Below are 15,649 nucleotides of genomic sequence, written 5' to 3'. Positions count from 1 at the left end.
ACACGCGGGCCGGAAACGCCCGCGGCGCCCGCCGGACGAATCCGGCGGGCGCCACGGTCAGTCGTACCCGGAAGGGTCAGCGACGGCTCTCGCCGCTGCTGATCTCCTCCCGCTCGGGCCGGGGCTCGACCGGCGGGTGCCCCGGCGAGACCGGCGCCTCGGCCGGCTTCTCGATCGGGTAGAAGAAGCCCCGGATCGCGGGCCCGAGGGCACCGAGCCTGTTCATCTTCTTCGGCACCACCCAGCCGACGTAGTCCAGCGCCGGCGCGTGACCGTCGTGCCCGTCGGTCGACGTCAGCGGCTGGTGGACCTCGACGAACCGGCCGTCGGGCAGCCGCTTGATGATGCCGGTCTCCACGCCGTGGGCCAGCACCTCCCGGTCGTGCTGCTGGAACCCCAGGCAGAGCCGGTAGGTGAGGTAGTAGGCCAGCGGCGGGAGCACCAGCAGACCGATCCGGCCGGCCCAGGTCATCGCGTTCAAACTGATGTGGAACTTCTCGGCGATCACGTCGTTGGCGCCGGAGAGCGTCAGCACGATGTAGAAGGCGACCGCCATGGCGCCGACGGCGGTCCGGGCCGGCACGTCCCGGGGCCGCTGGAGCAGGTTGTGGTGCTTGTAGTCCTTGAGGCGGCGCGCCTCCAGGAACGGGTACATCGTCGACAGGCCCACCAGGATGCCGGGGAGCACGACCGTCGGCCAGAACAGCGGCGGGATGACGTACCCGTCGCCGATCGGGATGCGGATCTCCCAAGCCGGCATGAGTCGGGTCGAGCCGTCCAGGAACATGACGTACCAGTCGGGCTGGCTGGCCGCCGAGACCACCCACGCCTCGTACGGGCCGAAGTACCAGATCGGGTTGATCTGGAAGAGGCCGCCCATCAGCGCGATCACGCCGAAGACGACCATGAAGAAGCCGCCCTGCTTGAGCGCGTAGCGCGGGAACATCCGCTCGCCGACCACGTTGTCGTTGGTCCGGCCGGGGCCGGGCCACTGGGTGTGCTTCTGCTTGAACACCAGGCCCAGGTGCACGCTGATCAGCGCCACCAGCAGGCCCGGGATGAGCAGCACGTGGGCGATGAAGAAGCGGCTGATGATGATGGTGCCGGGGAACTCCCCGCCGAAGATCGACGAGCTGACCCAGGAGCCGATCACCGGGATCGACAGGATGATGCCGGAGGCGATCCGCAGACCGGTGCCGGACAGGCCGTCGTCCGGCAGCGAGTAGCCGGTGAAGCCGGCCAGGAAGCCGACCCAGAACAGCAGCGAGCCGATGATCCAGTTGGTCTCACGCGGCTTGCGGAACGCGCCGGTGAAGAAGACCCGGAGCATGTGCACCACGATCGCGGCCATGAACAGCAGGGCCGCCCAGTGGTGCATCTGCCGCATGATCAGGCCGCCGCGGACGTCGAACGAGATGTCCAGGCTGGACTTGTACGCCGCCGACATCGGGGTGCCCCGCAGCGGCGCGTAGCTGCCGTCGTAGGTCACCTCGGTCATCGTCGGCTCGAAGAAGAAGGTCAGGAACACACCGGTCAGCAGCAGGACGATGAACGAGAAGAGCGCGATCTCGCCCAGCAGGAAGGACCAGTGGTCGGGGAAGACCTTGTTCAGCAGCTTGCGCAGCGGCGTGGCGACCTGGAAGCGGTCGTCCACCGCCCCGGCGGTCTTGGCCGGCAGCGCGGCCGGATCAAACTTTCGGCGCTTCATGGCCGCTCCCAGAAGTCGGGACCGATGGTTTCGGTGTAGTCGGACCTCGCCACGAAGAAGCCCTCCTCGTCCACCTCGATCGGCAGCTGCGGCAGCGGCCGGTTCGCCGGGCCGAAGATCGGCTTGGCGTTGTCGGTGATGAGGAACTGGGACTGGTGGCAGGGGCAGAGCAGCCTGTTGGTCTGCTGCTCGTAGAGGCTGGCGGGGCAACCGGCGTGCGTGCAGATCTTCGAGAACGCGACGAAGTTGCCCCACATGTAGTTGCCGTGGCCCTTGCGCTCGTTGGCCGCGCGCGACTTCTGCGCGTCGTCCTCGCGCAGGTGGATCAGCAGGGTCGGCGAGTCGGCGTGCTTGTTGCTGACCCCGCCCTCGATGCCCGGGAACACGGTGAGCTGGCCGCCGACGCTGACGTCCGCCGGGCGGATCGGCCGGCCGTCCTCGCGGATCAGCCGGATCTTCTCACCGCCCTCGGCCGGCGCGAAGCCGGTGGTGAACATCTGGTTGTTCTTGTGCGGCTGCTCGATCAGGCCACCGATCAGCGGCGCGGCGACGACCGCGCCGACCGGCGCCAGGCCGGCGAGCAGCGAGATGCCGAGCAGCGGCCGGCGCTTCACGCCGAGCTCGTCGGCCAGGTAGAGCATGGTCTCGCCGGTGATCTTGCGATCCTCCGGGTTGGCCGCCTGGTCGTGCCGGTCCTGGATCGAGACCTCCTTCGGCAGCAGCTTCTTGCCCCAGGTGAGGATGCCGAAGCCGATGCCGAGGAGGGCCAGGCCCAGGGTCAGGCCGAGCAGCGGGGTGTAGAGCTTGTCGCCACCGCGACCGGCCTCCCACTGCCACGGCCACCAGATGTAGATCACCAGGAAGGCGGTGGCGAGGACGCCGGTCAGCAGGAACATCAGGGCGACCGTACGGGTCAGCCGGCGCTCGGCCTTGCTGCCCCGGACCACCTGCTCCTCGTAGTGGACGATCTCGATGTCGTCCCGCCGGGCGCCCTCCTGGACGATGTCGAACCGGGAGAGCCGGGGGTCGTTCACGTCGACCGGCTCCCGACCCTGCTGGGCCTGGTGCTCGGTGTGGGTGCTCATGCCGTCACCTCGCTACGCGTGGCGCCGGTGGCCGGCACCAGGGCAATGATACAGATGTTCGGCCGGGTCACGACTTGCCCGCGATCCACAGGCTCGCGAAGACCAGCGCGACGATTCCGACCAGGAAGATCGCCAGACCCTCGGTCGACGGGCCGTACCGGCCCAGGTTGAAACCGCCCGGGTCCTGGTTGCTCTTCAGGGTCTCCTGGATGTAGGCGATGATGTCCGCCTTCTCCTGGGGGGTGATCTGGTTGTCGCCGAACACCGGCATGTTCTGCGGGCCGCTCAGCATGGCGGCGTAGATCTGCCGGTCGCTGGCCGGCTTCAGGGTCGGCGCGTACTTGCCGGAGGAGAGGGCGCCGCCGCCACCGCCGAACGCGTGGCACTGCGAGCAGTTGATCCGGAACAGCTCGCCACCGGTGGACATGTTGGCGCCGTCACGCAGGTTGCCCGACGGCACCTGCGGGCCGCCACCGAGCTCCTGGATGTACTGCCCGAGCTGACGCACCTGCTCGTCGGTGAACTGCGGAGGCTTGCGCATGGCCTGGGCCTCCTGCCGGGCCATCGGCATGCGACCGCTGCTGACCTGGAACTCGACCGACGCCGACCCGACGCCGATCAGGCTCGGGCCCCGACCCTCGACGCCCTGCGCGTTGCGACCGTGGCAGGTCACACAGCTCACGTCGAACAGCGCCTTGCCCTCGTTGCCGGCGGCGGTCAGCGGCGGGTTGTCCTGCGCCTGCACGCTCGGGGCGAAGACGGTGTAGGCGCCGCCGGCCAGCATCAGCGCGGCGGCCAGCCGGACCGCGGCGCCCAGCCGGCGGCGGCCCCTGCTGCGCGCTACGGGTCGCCCGCGCAGCCGCGCGAGCAGACCGCGTCGGCGGTCGTTGTCAGAAGTCATGACCTGTGTCCTTAACCGGTTGGACCTTGTCTCAGGGGACGGAGCAGCGGCGCGGTTCGTGACGCGCCAAGATCACTGAAGCCAGTAGATCATGGCGTACAGCGCGATCCACACGACGTCGACGAAGTGCCAGTAGTAGGACACGACGATCGCCGACGTCGCCTGGGCCGGGGTGAACCGACCCATGGTGGTACGGACCATGAAGATGATGAAGGCGATCAGACCGCCGGTCACGTGCAGACCGTGGAAGCCGGTGGTCAGGTAGAACATCGAGCCGTAACCATCTTCGTTGATCTTGACGCCCTCGTGCACCAGGGTCCGGTACTCGTTCGCCTGACCGAGCACGAAGATCAGACCCATCACGAAGGTGATCGTGAACCACCGCCGCAGGGCGTGGACGTCGCCCTTCTCGGCCGCGAAGACACCGAGCTGGCAGGTCACCGAGGAGAGCACGAGGATCACCGTGAAGGTGGTCGCGTACGGGATGTTCAGGATCTCGGTGTGCTTCTCCCACTGCTCCGGCGCCGCCGCGCGGATCGAGAAGTACATCGCGAACAGCGCCGCGAAGAACATGAGTTCGCTGGAGAGCCACACGATCGTCCCGACGCTGACCATGTTGGGACGCGTCAGAGAGTGGATCCGGCTCTTGTCAATGGCTGGGGCCGCAGTCACGCGGTCATTATTGCCCTTGACCGGGACGGACGATCAGCGGGGTGGCAAACCCGGGCCCGTAGTGGCCCGATCGTGGTCGTCCGCTTCGCCTGACCTACCCTGAAAAGCGTGCTGCACGTCGATCAGATCCGCGCCGTCACCTCGGTCGTCGCCCCGACGGCCCTGGCGGCGGGGGGCGAGGCCGCCCCGCCGCCCTTCACCGTGGCCCGGGTGCTCACCGAGACCCGGCTGGAAAGCTGGCTCACGCTGGGCCTGGTGCTCGCCGCCGGGCTCTACCTCTACGGGGTGCACCGGCTGCGGCTGCGCGGCGACCGCTGGCCGGCGCTGCGCACGGTGGCGTTCCTCGGCCCCGGCCTCGGCGGCATCGCCCTGGTCACGGTCAGCGGGCTCGGCGCGTACGACACCGCGCTGCTCTCGGTGCACATGGTGCAGCACATGGTGCTGTCGATGGTCGCGCCGATCTTCCTGGCCCTCGGCGCCCCGGTGACGCTGGCCCTGCGCACGCTGCCGGTACGACCCCGCAAGCGACTGCTCGCGGTCGTGCACAGCCGGGTCGCCCGGATCTACAGCTTCCCGCTGGTGGCGTTCGCCATCTTCGTGGCGAACCCGTTCGTGCTCTACTTCACCAACCTCTACGAGTTCACCCTGCGCCACGAGTGGGCGCACGAGCTGGTGCACGCGCACTTCATCATGACCGGCTGCGTCTTCTTCTGGCCGCTGCTCGGCCTGGACCCGCTGCCCGGACGCTGGCCGTACCCGGCCCGCGCGCTGCTCATGCTGCTGTCGGTGCCGTTCCACACCGTGCTCGGACTCACCATCATGCAGAGCACCACGCTGCTCGGCGGCGACTGGTACCCGTCGCTGAACCTGGCCTGGTCCGACCCCCGCAACGACCAGGTGGTCGCCGGCGGCATCCTCTGGGCCGGCGGCGAGTTCGTCAGCGTCACCATGCTCGCGGTGCTGGTCGTGCAGTGGATCAAGCAGTCCGAGCGCGAGGCCCGCCGGCTGGACCGCGAGCTCGACCGCCAGGAGGCCCGCGAGCGCGCCGCCGGGGCGAGCGCCGGGGCCGGGGCCGGTCCCACCGGCGGAATGTGACGCCCGCTACGATCAGCGGGCAGCTACGAGGTGGGAGCCACGTCACGATGAGCGATCGTCTTTGCACCGTCCTGCTCTACAGCGACGACCCGAAGGTCCGGGACCGGATGCGGCTCGCCGTCGGCACCCGACCGGCGCCCGACATCGAGATCGAGTTCGTCGAGGCCGACGAGTACGCCGCCTGCATCCGGCTGGTCGACGACTACGAGATCGACCTGCTGCTGCTCGACGGCGAGGCGAGCCCGGGCGGCGGCATCGGCATCGCCCGCCAGATCAAGGACGACCGGGACGACGCGCCGCCGACCTGCGTGGTGCTGGCCCGCGCCGCCGACCGCTGGCTGGCCGCGTACGCCGAGGTCGACGCCACGCTGACCCACCCGCTGGACCCGGTGGCCGCCGGCAGCACGGTGGCCGAGCTGCTGCGCCGCACGCACGCCGCGGCCTGATCCACCCCGGCGGCGCCACGGCGACGCGGCCGTGGCGCGCCCCCAACCGCTTCACTTCACGCCGCTCGGGAGGCCCGCCATGGGCGAACGGACCTGGCCGCTTCTGCTCAACGCGCTGCTGCGCGGCGAGGAGCTCTCCACCGCCGACACCGCCTGGGCGATGGGCGAGATCATGGCCGGCTCGGCCACCCCGGCGCAGATCGCCGGCTTCGCCGTGGCGCTGCGCACCAAGGGCGAGACACCGGCCGAGCTGGGCGGCCTGGTCGAGACGATGCTGACCCGCGCCGTGCCGGTGCACCTGCCCGAGGACGTACGCGCCACCGCGCTCGACGTGGTCGGCACCGGCGGCGACCTCGCCCACACCGTCAACATCTCCACCATGGCGGCGCTGGTGGTCGCCGGGGCGGGCGTCCGGGTGGTCAAGCACGGCAACCGGGCCGCCTCCTCCTCCTGCGGCACGGCGGACGTGCTGGAGCAGCTCGGCGTGCCGCTCGACCTGGCGCCGGAACAGGTGGCCCGCTGTGTCACCGAGGCCGGCATCGGCTTCTGCTTCGCCGCCCGGTTCCACCCCGGCATGCGGCACACCGGCCCGGTCCGGCGCGAGATCGGTGTGCCCACGGCGTTCAACTTCCTAGGCCCGCTGACCAACCCGGCGCGGCCCCGTTCGGGCGCGGTCGGCTGCTTCGACCGCCGCATGGCGCCGGTGATGGCGGCCGTCTTCGCGGCCCGCGGCGACTCGGCGATGGTGGTGCGTGGCGAGGACGGGCTGGACGAGTTCAGCACCGGCGCGCCGACCCGGGTCTGGGTGGCCCAGCAGGGCGCCGTCAGAGAGGTGCTGCTGGACGCGACGGAACTCGGGGTGCCCCGGGCCACCCTCGCCGACCTGCGGGGCGGAGACGCGGTCTACAACGCCGACGTGGTCCGGCGACTGCTGGCCGGCGAGACCGGGCCGGTGCGCGACGCCGTCCTCGTGAACGCGGCCGTCGCCCTCGCCACCCAGGGCCCGCTCGACGGCGACCTGCACGAGGCGTTGCGCGCCAACCTGGGCCGGGCCGCCGAGGCGGTCGACTCGGGCGCGGCGGCCGCCGCGCTGGACCGCTGGCTGGCGGTCGCGCGCACCGCCTGACCGGGTGCCTGTCATACCCGCGTGCCAAACTACAGGGGAGTAATTTCCGCTTTAGGACGATGGCCCACCGCCACCGTCGGCACCCGGAGCGAGAGGAGACGCCCGTGTCGGATCGCGAGCTCTACTGCGACACCTGCGAGGGCGTCGTGCTGTTCGAGGCGCCGCTCTGCGGCGACGGGCACGGCGTCGACTGCCCCGAGCTGGTCTGCACCGGCTGCGGCGCGGCCGTGCTGGTCTCCACCATCACGTTCCGCCCGCCGGCCCGGTCCCGCCGGCGCGCGCCCCGCCCCACCCACCGCCACGCCGCCTGACCCTCACCCCGCACCGGGCCGCCCGACGCCGACGGCCTGACCTCCCTCGCCTCGTCGACGCCGGCAAGCGAGCAACGCAGCCGGGCAAGACGGCCAGCGAGCAGGGCAGCCGAGCGGGGCCGCCATGCGAGGCAGCCCGAGCGATGACCGCCGACAGCTGAGGGCGTCACGCCTCCCGGCCGCGTGCCCGCCACCGTGCCGCACCCACCGCGCCGCACCCACCGCCCGGCGCCCATTCCGTCGACTCCACGGCACCGCACCCACCCCGTCGACTCCACCACCCCGCCCCGCGCCGACCGCCCCGCGCCCACCGCGTCGCGCCCACTGGTCCGCCCCCACCGCGCCAGGCCGTCCTGACGGCCCGCCAGTCCGGTGACCAAGGAGTTCGCGTCGGACCAGAGGTGCTCGTAGACACAAACCCCTTGATCAAGCGATTGGTGTCCGGCAGGGACGAGCGCAGGTCGCAGTGGCCGGCGCCCGAGCCGTGGATCATGAAATTAGCGTCCGAATTGCCGCGGCCAACTTCGTGATCGACGAAGTCGGCACGCCGAGGGCGGGCGAGGCGCGGGGGGAGACAGCGACAGGCCCGCGGCCCCGGAAAGGGGGCGCGGGCCTGCGGCGAACGTGCGGGTCAGTGCTCGGCGGTGCGGCGGGTGCCGGAGTAGTACTCGAAGAGCAGCCCGCAGGCGGCGAAGACCACCGCCACCAGGCCCAGGCCCAGCAGCCAGAGCTGCCAGAACACGAGCCCCAGGCCGGCGATCGCGGCGGCCAGCGCCAGGCCGAACGGCCAGTAGCTGCCCGGGCTGAAGAAGCCGATCTCACCGGCGCCGTCGGCGATCTCGCCGTCCGCCCGGTCCTCCGGACGCAGGTCGATGCGGCGGGAGACGAACCAGAAGAAGCCGCCGCACATCGCGCAGAGCAGGAAGGAGAGCAGCAGCGCCACGGTGCCGACCCACTCGATCCGGCCGCCGCTGTCGCCGTGCGTCCAGGCGCCGTAGAGGATGGCCGTGCCGAGAAGGAACGCGGCGATGGTCAGGAAGATCTTCCACTCGGTCTTCATGCCGGACCCCTCAGCTTCCCGCGCCGGCCGTCGCGTCGGACGGGTTGAAGTTGGCGGTGTTGCGCCGCGTGTCGAAGGGCTTCGTGGTGGTCGCGTACTCGGCCACGCCGATCGCCTTGAGCGCGTCCTGGGTCGAGCTGCCGCCCTTCTTGGCGGCCAGGAACTGCTCGTACTTCTCCGGCGAGACCACCCGCAGCTCGAAGTTCATGAAGGCGTGGTAGCTGCCGCACAGCTCGGCGCAGCGGCCGACGAACGCGCCCTCCTGGTCGATGCTGGAGACCTCGAAGGTGTTGCGGATGTTGCCCGGCATGACGTCCCGCTTGAACAGCAGCTCCGGCACCCAGAACGAGTGGACGACGTCGCGGCTCTGCTCCTCGAACCGGATCGACCGGCCGCTCGGCAGCACCAGCACCGGGATGACCTCGCTGGTGCCCAGCACCGAGGCGACGGTGTTGGCGTCCCGGCCCTGGCCGTCGCGGTAGTTGAACTGCCAGTTCCACTTGAAGGCGACGACCTCGACGGTGACGTCCGGGTTCTTCGTCTCCTTGACCACGTCGGTCTGCACGACCGCCGTGTAGTAGAAGAGCACGGAGACCACGAGGATCGGCGCGATGGTGTAGAGGAACTCCATCGGCAGGTTGTAGCGGGTCTGCACCGGCAGCTCGTTGCCGCGCTTGCGGTAGCGGACCACGCACCAGAAGATCAGGCCCCAGACGAACACGCCGACCGCGAGCGCCGCGATGCAGGAGGCGATCCACAGGTCGTACATCCGGTGCGACTCGGGCGTGATGCCGCCCTGCGGCCAGCCGAAGCCGCCGAACGCCTTACCGACGTCACAGCCGGTGAGCAGAACCAGCAGCGCCGCTCCGCCGAGACCGAGCCCGGCGAGTCGACCAGCACCACGCCGCCGACGCCCACCGGCCCCCGGGGAAGCGCTGTGCCGTACGGCCGACGGCCGTACCTCCGAACTCCTTGCGACCACCTGGTCCTGCCTCCCTAGCGCGCCGCGGCGGTTGTTTCCCTGACACCGACGGCAAAGGCGTCACCGACGGTCGCAGATTACTCGACCATGGCGGGCCAGGCCGTCTTGGGGTCACTGTCCGCCCCCATCGGGGGATCTTGGGCGTACCCGGGCGATAGCGTGGAACCTCATGAGCGCCTCCCCGGTCTACCTGGACGCCGCCACCGCCGCGCCGCCGCATCCGGTCGCACGGCAGGCGATGCTGGCCGCCCTGGACGACGGCTGGGCCGACCCGGCCCGCCTCTACGCGCCGGCCCGCCGGGCCCGCCAGCTCCTCGACGCCGCCCGGGAGGCCGCCGCGCAGACGCTCGGCGTCCGCGCCGACGAACTCTCCTTCACCCCCAGCGGTACGGCCGCGGCGCACGCCGCCGTGCTGGGTGGCCTGGTCGGGCGGCGGCGGGTCGGTACGACGCTGGTCCACTCGGCGATCGAGCACTCGGCCGTCTTGCACGCCGCGCAGCGGCACACCGCCGCCGGCGGCGACGCGGTCTCCGTACCCGTGGACCGGCTCGGCCGACTGGACCTGGACGCCTGGGCGGCGGCGGTGGCCGCCCCCGGCGTGGCGCTGGCCGCGCTGATCGGGGCCAGTCACGAGGTGGGCACGGTGCAGCCGGTGCCGGCCGCGGCTGCGCGGTGCGCCGAGGCGGGGGTGCCGCTGTACGTGGACGCGGCGCAGCTGGTCGGCCGGGCGCCGCTGCCGGCCGGCTGGTCGGTGCTCACCGCGAGCGCGCACAAGTGGGGCGGGCCGCCCGGCGTCGGCCTGCTGGTGGTGCGCAAGGGCACCCGGTGGGAGTCGCCCTACCCGGCCGACGAGCGGGAGTCGGGGCGTACCCCCGGGGTGGTGAACCTGCCGGCGGTGGTGGCCGCGGCGGCGAGCCTGCGCGCGGCGGCGGCCGACGCCGCGGCCGAGGCCGCCCGGCTGACGCCGCTGGTGGACCGGATCCGGGCCCGGGTGGCGGCGGAGGTGCCGGACGTGGAGGTGGTCGGCGACCCGGTGGACCGGCTCCCGCACCTGGTGACGTTCTCCTGCCTGTACGTCGACGGTGAGGCGCTCCTGCACGCGCTGGACCGGCGCGGCTTCGCCGTCTCCTCCGGCTCCTCCTGCACCTCGTCGACGCTGCGCCCGTCGCACGTGCTGGAGGCGATGGGGGTGCTGTCGCACGGCAACGTGCGGGTGTCGCTGCACCGGGAGACCACCGAGGCGGACGTGGAGCGGTTCCTGGCCGAACTGCCCGGGATCGTCGCCGAGCTGCGCGCCGAGGCGGGGGTGACGGGCTTGTGAGCGCGAGGAGTGAGCCGGGCCTGCGAACCCCGCAGTCGCGAACGGAGACGGCCCGGTGAGCGAGCCGGACGAGGTGCTCGACTGCCGGGGCCAGCGCTGCCCGCTGCCGGTGATCAATCTCGCCCGCCGGGTGCCCGGGCTACCGGCCGGAGCGGTGGTCCGGGTGCTGGCCGACGATCCGGCGGCGGCCGTGGACATCCCGGCCTGGTGCCGGATGCGCGGCCACGAGTTCCTCGCCGCCCACCCCGACGCCGGCCCCGCCTACGACGTCCGGGTGTAAGGAGGGGGCCCCGCTTGACGTTTCCGGTAGCGGAGGGGGCCCCTTTTAACGGTGACGCTCAGCTCAGGTAGGCGAGGATGCCGGGAAGGGGGTCGGTCGCCACGGCGGTGTCCACCACCAGGCGCGGCCCGATCAGCGGCTCGTACTCGGCGCGACGCACCAGCGTCTGCTCCCAGGTCACGTGCTCGGCGGGCGGCCGGGCCTCGACCCGGCGCCGGTGTTCCGCCTCGTCACCGCAGTGCACCTCGATCACCCGCAGCGGCACGCCGGCCCGCTCGGCCAGGTCGGGCCAGAGGCCGCGGGCGCCGGCGACCGGGTTCACCGCGTCGACCACCACGCTCAGCCCCAGGCCGAGCTGCACCTCGGCCAGCCCGGCGACCGCGGCGTAGGCGGCCATCCCGGGCACGTCGCCGGTGAGGCCGTAGCGGCCCAGGGCCCGCTCGACCGGGTCGACCGGCAGGACCGGGGCGCGCAGCGCGGCGCCGACCCGGACGGCCAGCGTGGTCTTGCCCACCCCCGGCAGCCCGGCGAACACGACCAGCACCTGCTCCCCCGCCGGGCCGGTCGCGCCGCTCACAGCAGGTGCGGCCGGACGTCCTCGGCGGCCGCGTCCCCGTACGACTCGGCGAGCCGCTTCACGAACAGGTCCCGGCGGACCTCGTACTCCTGGCCGCCGAAGTTCTCCAGCACCAGCGTGGCCAGCAGGCAGCCGACCTGGGCCGCGCGCTCCACGCCGACGCCCCAGTCGAGCGCGGCGAAGAAGCCGGCCCGGAAGCCGTCGCCGACGCCGGTCGGGTCGATCGCCTGGATCTCCCGCGCGATCGGCACCCGGATGGTGCCGATCTCCCGGCCGGCGATCTCCACGCCCTGCTTGCCCAGCGTGGTGACCCGCACCTTCACCCGGTCCAGCAACTGCTCGTCGGTGAGGCCGGCCTTGCTCTGCAGCAGCGACTTCTCGTACTCGTTGGTCATCAGGTAGTCCGCGCCGTCGACCAGGCCGAGCACGTCCTCGCCGCCCATCCGGGCGAGCTGCTGCGACGGGTCGGCGACGAACGAGTAGCCCCGGTCCCGGCACTCGGCGGAGTGCCGGATCATCGCGGCCGGGTCGTTGGCGCTGACCAGCACCAGGTCGAGCCCGCCGAGGCGCTGCGCCACCGGGGCCAGCTCGATGTTGCGCGCCTCGCTCATCGCCCCGGCGTAGAACGAGGCGATCTGGCACATGTCGGTGTCGGTGGTGCAGACGAAGCGCGCCGTGTGCGCCACGTCGCTGACGTGCACCGAGTCGCAGTCGACGCCGTGGCGCTCCAGCCAGGAGCGGTAGTCGGCGAAGTCGGCCCCCACCGCGCCCAGCAGCACCGGCCGCAGCCCGAGCTGGGCCATGCCGAACGCGATGTTGGCGGCCGTGCCGCCGCGCCGGAGCACCAGCTCGTCGACGAGGAAGGAGAGCGAGACCTTGTCGAGCTGGTCGGCGATGAGCTGGTCGGCGAAGCGGCCGGGGAAGCTCATCAGATGGTCGGTCGCGATCGAGCCGGTCACGGCGATCTTCATGTCAACCCTCGTGGTCGGGAGCACGGCGCGGTCAGCCTACCGGTCGTGCCGGCCGTCCGGACGGCGGTCGGTCGCCGTCCGGTCGCCCGGCGCACAACCGGACGGACACCGACCGGCCACGACAAAACGGCGGGACCACCCCCGAAAGGGATGGCCCCGCCGTTTTCAGGCGTCGGAACGCCGACTCAGCTGAACGAGTCGCCGCAGGCGCAGGAGCTGCCGGCGTTCGGGTTGTCGATGGTGAAGCCCTGGGCGTCGATCCGGTCGGCGAAGTCGATGGTCGCGCCGGTCAGGTAGGGGGCGCTCATCCGGTCGACGACGACCTCGACGCCGCCGAAGTCGGTGACGACGTCACCGTCGAGCGACCGCTCGTCGAAGAAGAGCTGGTACCGCAGGCCGGAGCAGCCACCCGGCTGCACGGCGACCCGGAGCCGCAGGTCGTCGCGGCCCTCCTGCTCGATCAGGGCCTTGACCTTCTGCGCCGCGACGTCGGTGAGGACGACGGTGCTGGGGGCCTGCGTGGCCTCGGTCGGCTCGGTCTGCGCTGGCGTGGTCACGTGGAAGTCTCCCTGCGCGGTATGAGGTCCGGACGTACTGGCCAACGCCGCACGTGCGCCAGTATTCCCGGTGGTCCGTCTCCGATCGTACGCCGCCGCCGGCGGACCCACCCGGCGGCGTGACCAGCGGAACCCGGTCAGCGGCTCCACTGGCCGGCCAACCGGGCGCCGAGCGCCCGCAGTCCCTCGGCGGGACGTTCCATCGCCGCCGCCACTCCCCCGCGCTCCTCGCCGCCGAAGTGCTCGACCAGGCTGTACGCCTCGGTGACGCCGGCCGCGGCCGCCTCCCGCCGCCCGGTGCTCACCCGCCCGGCCAGCACCACGCAGGGCACGCCGCGGTCCCGGGCCGCGCCGGCCACCCCGGCGACCACCTTGCCGCGCAGCGACTGGTGGTCGAAGGAGCCCTCGCCGGTGATCACCAGGTCGGCGGCGTCCAGCGCGGCGTCCAGGCCGACCGCGCGGGTGACCAGCCCGATGCCCGACTCGCACCGGCCGCCCAGGGCCAGCACCGCCGCGCCGAGGCCGCCGGCCGCGCCACCGCCGGGGAGCGCGCCGAGCCCGGGCGGGCAGCCCGGCAACCGCTCGACCAGCACGTCCGCCCAGCGCTCCAGCGCGGCGTCCAGCAGCAGCACGTCGGCCCGGTCGGCGCCCTTCTGCGGGCCGAAGACGCTGCTCGCGCCGTGCAGGCCGAGCAGCGGGCTGTCCACGTCGGTGGCGGCGACCAGCGTCACCCCGCGCAGCCGGGGCACGCCGTCGAGGGTGGCCACCCCGGCCAGCGCGGCCCCGCCGTACGGCAGGGCCCGGTCGCCGGAGTCGAGCGGGGTCACGCCGAGCGGGACGAGCATGCCGGCGCCGCCGTCGTTGGTGGCCGAGCCGCCCAGCCCGATCACCACGGTCCGGGCGCCCGCCTCGACCGCGGCGGCGACGAGCAGCCCCAGACCGTACGAGGTGGTGGCCTTCGGGTCGCGTTCGGCGGCGGACAGCAGGTGCAGGCCGCACGCCTGGGCGCTCTCCAGGTAGGCCACGCCGCCGTCGGTGAGGAGGATCTCACCGGCGGCCGGACGGCCGAGCGGGTCGACGGTGCGCACCGGCAGCCGCCGCCCGCCGAGCGCCTCGGCGAGCACCGCGACGAAGCCCGGCCCGCCGTCGGCGAGCGGCCGCAGCAGCAGGTCGTCACCGGGGGCCACGGTCCGCCAGCCCTCGGCCACCGCGGCGGCCGCCTCGGGGGCCGGCAGCGTGCCGGCGAACTTGTCCGGGCAGAGCAGCACGCGCATCCGAGCAGTGTGGCAGGCCACATCGCGGGCTGCTGCGCGACGGCCGGGCTGTGGGACCATGGGGGCGTGACTTCAGCCTGGGTTGAGCCCTCCAACACCGCCACCGCGCTGCTGCTCCTCGGCCGCGGCAGCGATCCCGCCACCGAACGTGGCGTGGAGTGTCCGGGTGACCTCCCCGCGCCGAGCGACCCCGATCTGGTGGCCCGCGCGGCCGCGGCAAAGGCCGCGCTCGGCACGAAGGTGTTCGTGCTGGGCCACCACTACCAGCGCGACGAGGTGATCCAGTTCGCCGACGTGACCGGCGACTCGTTCAAGCTGGCCCGGGAGGCGGCGGCCCGCCCGGACGCGGAATACATCGTCTTCTGCGGCGTGCACTTCATGGCCGAGAGCGCGGACATCCTCACCACGGACGCGCAGAAGGTGATCCTGCCCGACCTCGCGGCCGGCTGCTCGATGGCCGACATGGCGGTGCTGACGCAGGTCGAGGCCGCCTGGGACGCGTTGACCGACCTCGGCGTGGCGGCGGACACCGTCCCGGTGACCTACATGAACTCGTCCGCCGACATCAAGGGTTTCGTCGGCCGGCACGGCGGTGTGGTCTGCACCTCGTCCAATGCCGAGCGGGCCCTGGACTGGGCGTTCGAGCGGGGCCGCAAGGTGCTCTTCCTGCCCGACCAGCACCTGGGGCGTAACACCGCGGTGCTGGAGATGGGCTTCTCGCTGGACGACTGCGTGCTCTGGGACCCGCACAAGCCGAACGGCGGGCTCACCGCCGAGCGACTGCGCGACGCCAGGATGATCCTGTGGCGCGGGCACTGCTCGGTGCACGGCCGGTTCGCGCTGGAGAGCGTGAACGACGTGCGGGCGCGGGTGCCGGGCGTCAACGTCCTGGTGCACCCGGAGTGCCGCCACGAGGTGGTCACGGCCGCCGACCTGGTGGGCTCCACCGAGTTCATCATCAAGGCGATCGAGGCGGCGCCGGCCGGGTCGGCCTGGGCCGTGGGCACCGAGCTGAACCTGGTCCGCCGGCTCGCGCTGGCCCACCCGGACAAGCAGATCATGTTCCTCGACCGTGCGGTCTGCTACTGCTCGACGATGAACCGGATCGACCTGCCGCACCTGGTCTGGGCGCTGGAGGAGCTGGTCGCCGGCCGCGTGGTCAACCAGATCACGGTGGATCCGGAGACCGCCGGACACGCCCGGGCGGCGCTGGATCAGATGCTCGCCCTGCCGGGAGCTTGATCACCCTCGGTCACCTGCCTGGCACGGAAACGCACCGGAAT

General features: G+C 72.3%; 17 protein-coding genes. 7 read left to right on the top strand and 10 right to left on the bottom strand.

Going from position 1 to position 15,649, the window contains the following annotated elements:
• Window positions 1–76: 76 nt before the first annotated feature.
• From ACGFI2_RS11450 to ACGFI2_RS11435, 4 genes are all read right to left on the bottom strand, one after another.
• On the bottom strand, window positions 77–1,708 hold the full coding sequence (locus tag ACGFI2_RS11450) for a cytochrome b N-terminal domain-containing protein (RefSeq protein WP_393514392.1): 1,632 nt from the start codon (window positions 1,706–1,708) through the stop codon (window positions 77–79).
• The gene (locus ACGFI2_RS11445) at window positions 1,705–2,793 is read right to left on the bottom strand and encodes a ubiquinol-cytochrome c reductase iron-sulfur subunit (RefSeq protein ID WP_393514389.1); all 1,089 of its coding nucleotides are present in this window, start codon (window positions 2,791–2,793) and stop codon (window positions 1,705–1,707) included. The genes ACGFI2_RS11450 and ACGFI2_RS11445 overlap by 4 nt, the downstream gene beginning before the upstream one ends.
• Before the next feature lie 67 nt (window positions 2,794–2,860).
• Window positions 2,861–3,694 (bottom strand): cytochrome c, encoded by an 834-nt coding sequence (locus tag ACGFI2_RS11440; RefSeq protein WP_393514387.1) that lies wholly within the window; start codon window positions 3,692–3,694, stop codon window positions 2,861–2,863.
• 72 nt (window positions 3,695–3,766) lie between these two features.
• Window positions 3,767–4,366, bottom strand: coding sequence for a heme-copper oxidase subunit III (locus ACGFI2_RS11435; protein WP_393514384.1), 600 nt, complete (start codon window positions 4,364–4,366; stop codon window positions 3,767–3,769).
• A gap of 108 nt (window positions 4,367–4,474) precedes the next feature.
• Here ACGFI2_RS11435 and ACGFI2_RS11430 point away from each other — a divergent pair, with 108 nt between their 5' ends.
• The 4 genes from ACGFI2_RS11430 to ACGFI2_RS11415 all read left to right on the top strand — a co-directional run bounded on the left by ACGFI2_RS11430 (window position 4,475) and on the right by ACGFI2_RS11415 (window position 7,344).
• Window positions 4,475–5,461: a cytochrome c oxidase assembly protein gene (locus ACGFI2_RS11430; protein WP_393514381.1), complete on the top strand. Its 987-nt coding sequence runs from the start codon at window positions 4,475–4,477 to the stop codon at window positions 5,459–5,461.
• 47 nt (window positions 5,462–5,508) lie between these two features.
• Window positions 5,509–5,907, top strand: a complete 399-nt coding sequence (locus ACGFI2_RS11425) for a hypothetical protein (protein WP_393514378.1) — start codon at window positions 5,509–5,511, stop codon at window positions 5,905–5,907.
• 79 nt (window positions 5,908–5,986) lie between these two features.
• On the top strand, window positions 5,987–7,033 hold the full coding sequence (gene trpD / locus ACGFI2_RS11420; protein WP_393514375.1) for an anthranilate phosphoribosyltransferase: 1,047 nt from the start codon (window positions 5,987–5,989) through the stop codon (window positions 7,031–7,033).
• Between the two features lie 104 nt (window positions 7,034–7,137).
• Window positions 7,138–7,344: a hypothetical protein gene (locus ACGFI2_RS11415; protein ID WP_393514372.1), complete on the top strand. Its 207-nt coding sequence runs from the start codon at window positions 7,138–7,140 to the stop codon at window positions 7,342–7,344.
• 631 nt (window positions 7,345–7,975) lie between these two features.
• Here ACGFI2_RS11415 and ACGFI2_RS11410 read toward each other — a convergent pair.
• Both ACGFI2_RS11410 and coxB read right to left on the bottom strand, forming a co-directional pair.
• Window positions 7,976–8,404 carry a cytochrome c oxidase subunit 4 gene (locus tag ACGFI2_RS11410; protein ID WP_393514369.1) on the bottom strand — a complete coding sequence of 143 codons (429 nt, stop codon included), beginning with the start codon at window positions 8,402–8,404 and terminating at the stop codon, window positions 7,976–7,978.
• 10 nt (window positions 8,405–8,414) lie between these two features.
• Entirely contained in the window at window positions 8,415–9,386 is a 972-nt protein-coding gene (gene coxB / locus ACGFI2_RS11405; protein WP_393514366.1) for a cytochrome c oxidase subunit II, read from the bottom strand.
• Between the two features lie 169 nt (window positions 9,387–9,555).
• Between coxB and ACGFI2_RS11400 the strand changes: the two genes are divergently transcribed.
• The gene (locus ACGFI2_RS11400) at window positions 9,556–10,707 is read left to right on the top strand and encodes a cysteine desulfurase family protein (protein WP_393514363.1); all 1,152 of its coding nucleotides are present in this window, start codon (window positions 9,556–9,558) and stop codon (window positions 10,705–10,707) included.
• A gap of 55 nt (window positions 10,708–10,762) precedes the next feature.
• Window positions 10,763–10,987: a sulfurtransferase TusA family protein gene (locus tag ACGFI2_RS11395; RefSeq protein ID WP_181569607.1), complete on the top strand. Its 225-nt coding sequence runs from the start codon at window positions 10,763–10,765 to the stop codon at window positions 10,985–10,987.
• Window positions 10,988–11,045: 58 nt separating this feature from the next.
• Here ACGFI2_RS11395 and ACGFI2_RS11390 read toward each other — a convergent pair whose 3' ends face one another.
• The 4 genes from ACGFI2_RS11390 to ACGFI2_RS11375 all read right to left on the bottom strand — a co-directional run bounded on the left by ACGFI2_RS11390 (window position 11,046) and on the right by ACGFI2_RS11375 (window position 14,366).
• Window positions 11,046–11,564, bottom strand: coding sequence for an AAA family ATPase (locus ACGFI2_RS11390; protein WP_393514359.1), 519 nt, complete (start codon window positions 11,562–11,564; stop codon window positions 11,046–11,048).
• Window positions 11,561–12,535: a carbohydrate kinase family protein gene (locus ACGFI2_RS11385; protein ID WP_393514357.1), complete on the bottom strand. Its 975-nt coding sequence runs from the start codon at window positions 12,533–12,535 to the stop codon at window positions 11,561–11,563. The genes ACGFI2_RS11390 and ACGFI2_RS11385 overlap by 4 nt, the downstream gene beginning before the upstream one ends.
• Window positions 12,536–12,720: 185 nt before the next feature.
• The gene (gene erpA, locus ACGFI2_RS11380) at window positions 12,721–13,092 is read right to left on the bottom strand and encodes an iron-sulfur cluster insertion protein ErpA (protein WP_393514354.1); all 372 of its coding nucleotides are present in this window, start codon (window positions 13,090–13,092) and stop codon (window positions 12,721–12,723) included.
• A gap of 137 nt (window positions 13,093–13,229) precedes the next feature.
• A complete protein-coding gene (locus ACGFI2_RS11375; protein WP_393514352.1) occupies window positions 13,230–14,366 on the bottom strand; it encodes a glycerate kinase in 1,137 nt (378 codons plus the stop codon).
• A 66-nt stretch (window positions 14,367–14,432) separates the two neighbouring features.
• Between ACGFI2_RS11375 and nadA the strand changes: the two genes are divergently transcribed.
• Window positions 14,433–15,608: a quinolinate synthase NadA gene (gene nadA, locus ACGFI2_RS11370; protein WP_393514349.1), complete on the top strand. Its 1,176-nt coding sequence runs from the start codon at window positions 14,433–14,435 to the stop codon at window positions 15,606–15,608.
• The last annotated feature ends 41 nt before the right edge of the window (window positions 15,609–15,649 follow it).

Origin of the sequence: Micromonospora sp. NPDC049282 (assembly GCF_043197045.1) — a bacterium.
Classification (GTDB): domain Bacteria; phylum Actinomycetota; class Actinomycetes; order Mycobacteriales; family Micromonosporaceae; genus Micromonospora.
Note: the sequence above shows the minus strand (reverse complement) of the source record. Positions and strands in the feature narration are given on the sequence as shown.

What these genes read in the sequence shown, in the direction of transcription:
- ACGFI2_RS11440 (WP_393514387.1), bottom strand. Translation starts at nt 3,694, where the DNA reads ATGACTTCTGACAACGACCGCCGACGCGGTCTGCTCGCGCGGCTGCGC.
- ACGFI2_RS11385 (WP_393514357.1), bottom strand. Translation starts at nt 12,535, where the DNA reads ATGAAGATCGCCGTGACCGGCTCGATCGCGACCGACCATCTGATGAGC.
- ACGFI2_RS11445 (WP_393514389.1), bottom strand. Translation starts at nt 2,793, where the DNA reads ATGAGCACCCACACCGAGCACCAGGCCCAGCAGGGTCGGGAGCCGGTC.
- trpD (WP_393514375.1), top strand. Translation starts at nt 5,987, where the DNA reads ATGGGCGAACGGACCTGGCCGCTTCTGCTCAACGCGCTGCTGCGCGGC.
- ACGFI2_RS11400 (WP_393514363.1), top strand. Translation starts at nt 9,556, where the DNA reads ATGAGCGCCTCCCCGGTCTACCTGGACGCCGCCACCGCCGCGCCGCCG.
- ACGFI2_RS11410 (WP_393514369.1), bottom strand. Translation starts at nt 8,404, where the DNA reads ATGAAGACCGAGTGGAAGATCTTCCTGACCATCGCCGCGTTCCTTCTC.
- ACGFI2_RS11425 (WP_393514378.1), top strand. Translation starts at nt 5,509, where the DNA reads ATGAGCGATCGTCTTTGCACCGTCCTGCTCTACAGCGACGACCCGAAG.
- ACGFI2_RS11375 (WP_393514352.1), bottom strand. Translation starts at nt 14,366, where the DNA reads ATGCGCGTGCTGCTCTGCCCGGACAAGTTCGCCGGCACGCTGCCGGCC.
- ACGFI2_RS11450 (WP_393514392.1), bottom strand. Translation starts at nt 1,708, where the DNA reads ATGAAGCGCCGAAAGTTTGATCCGGCCGCGCTGCCGGCCAAGACCGCC.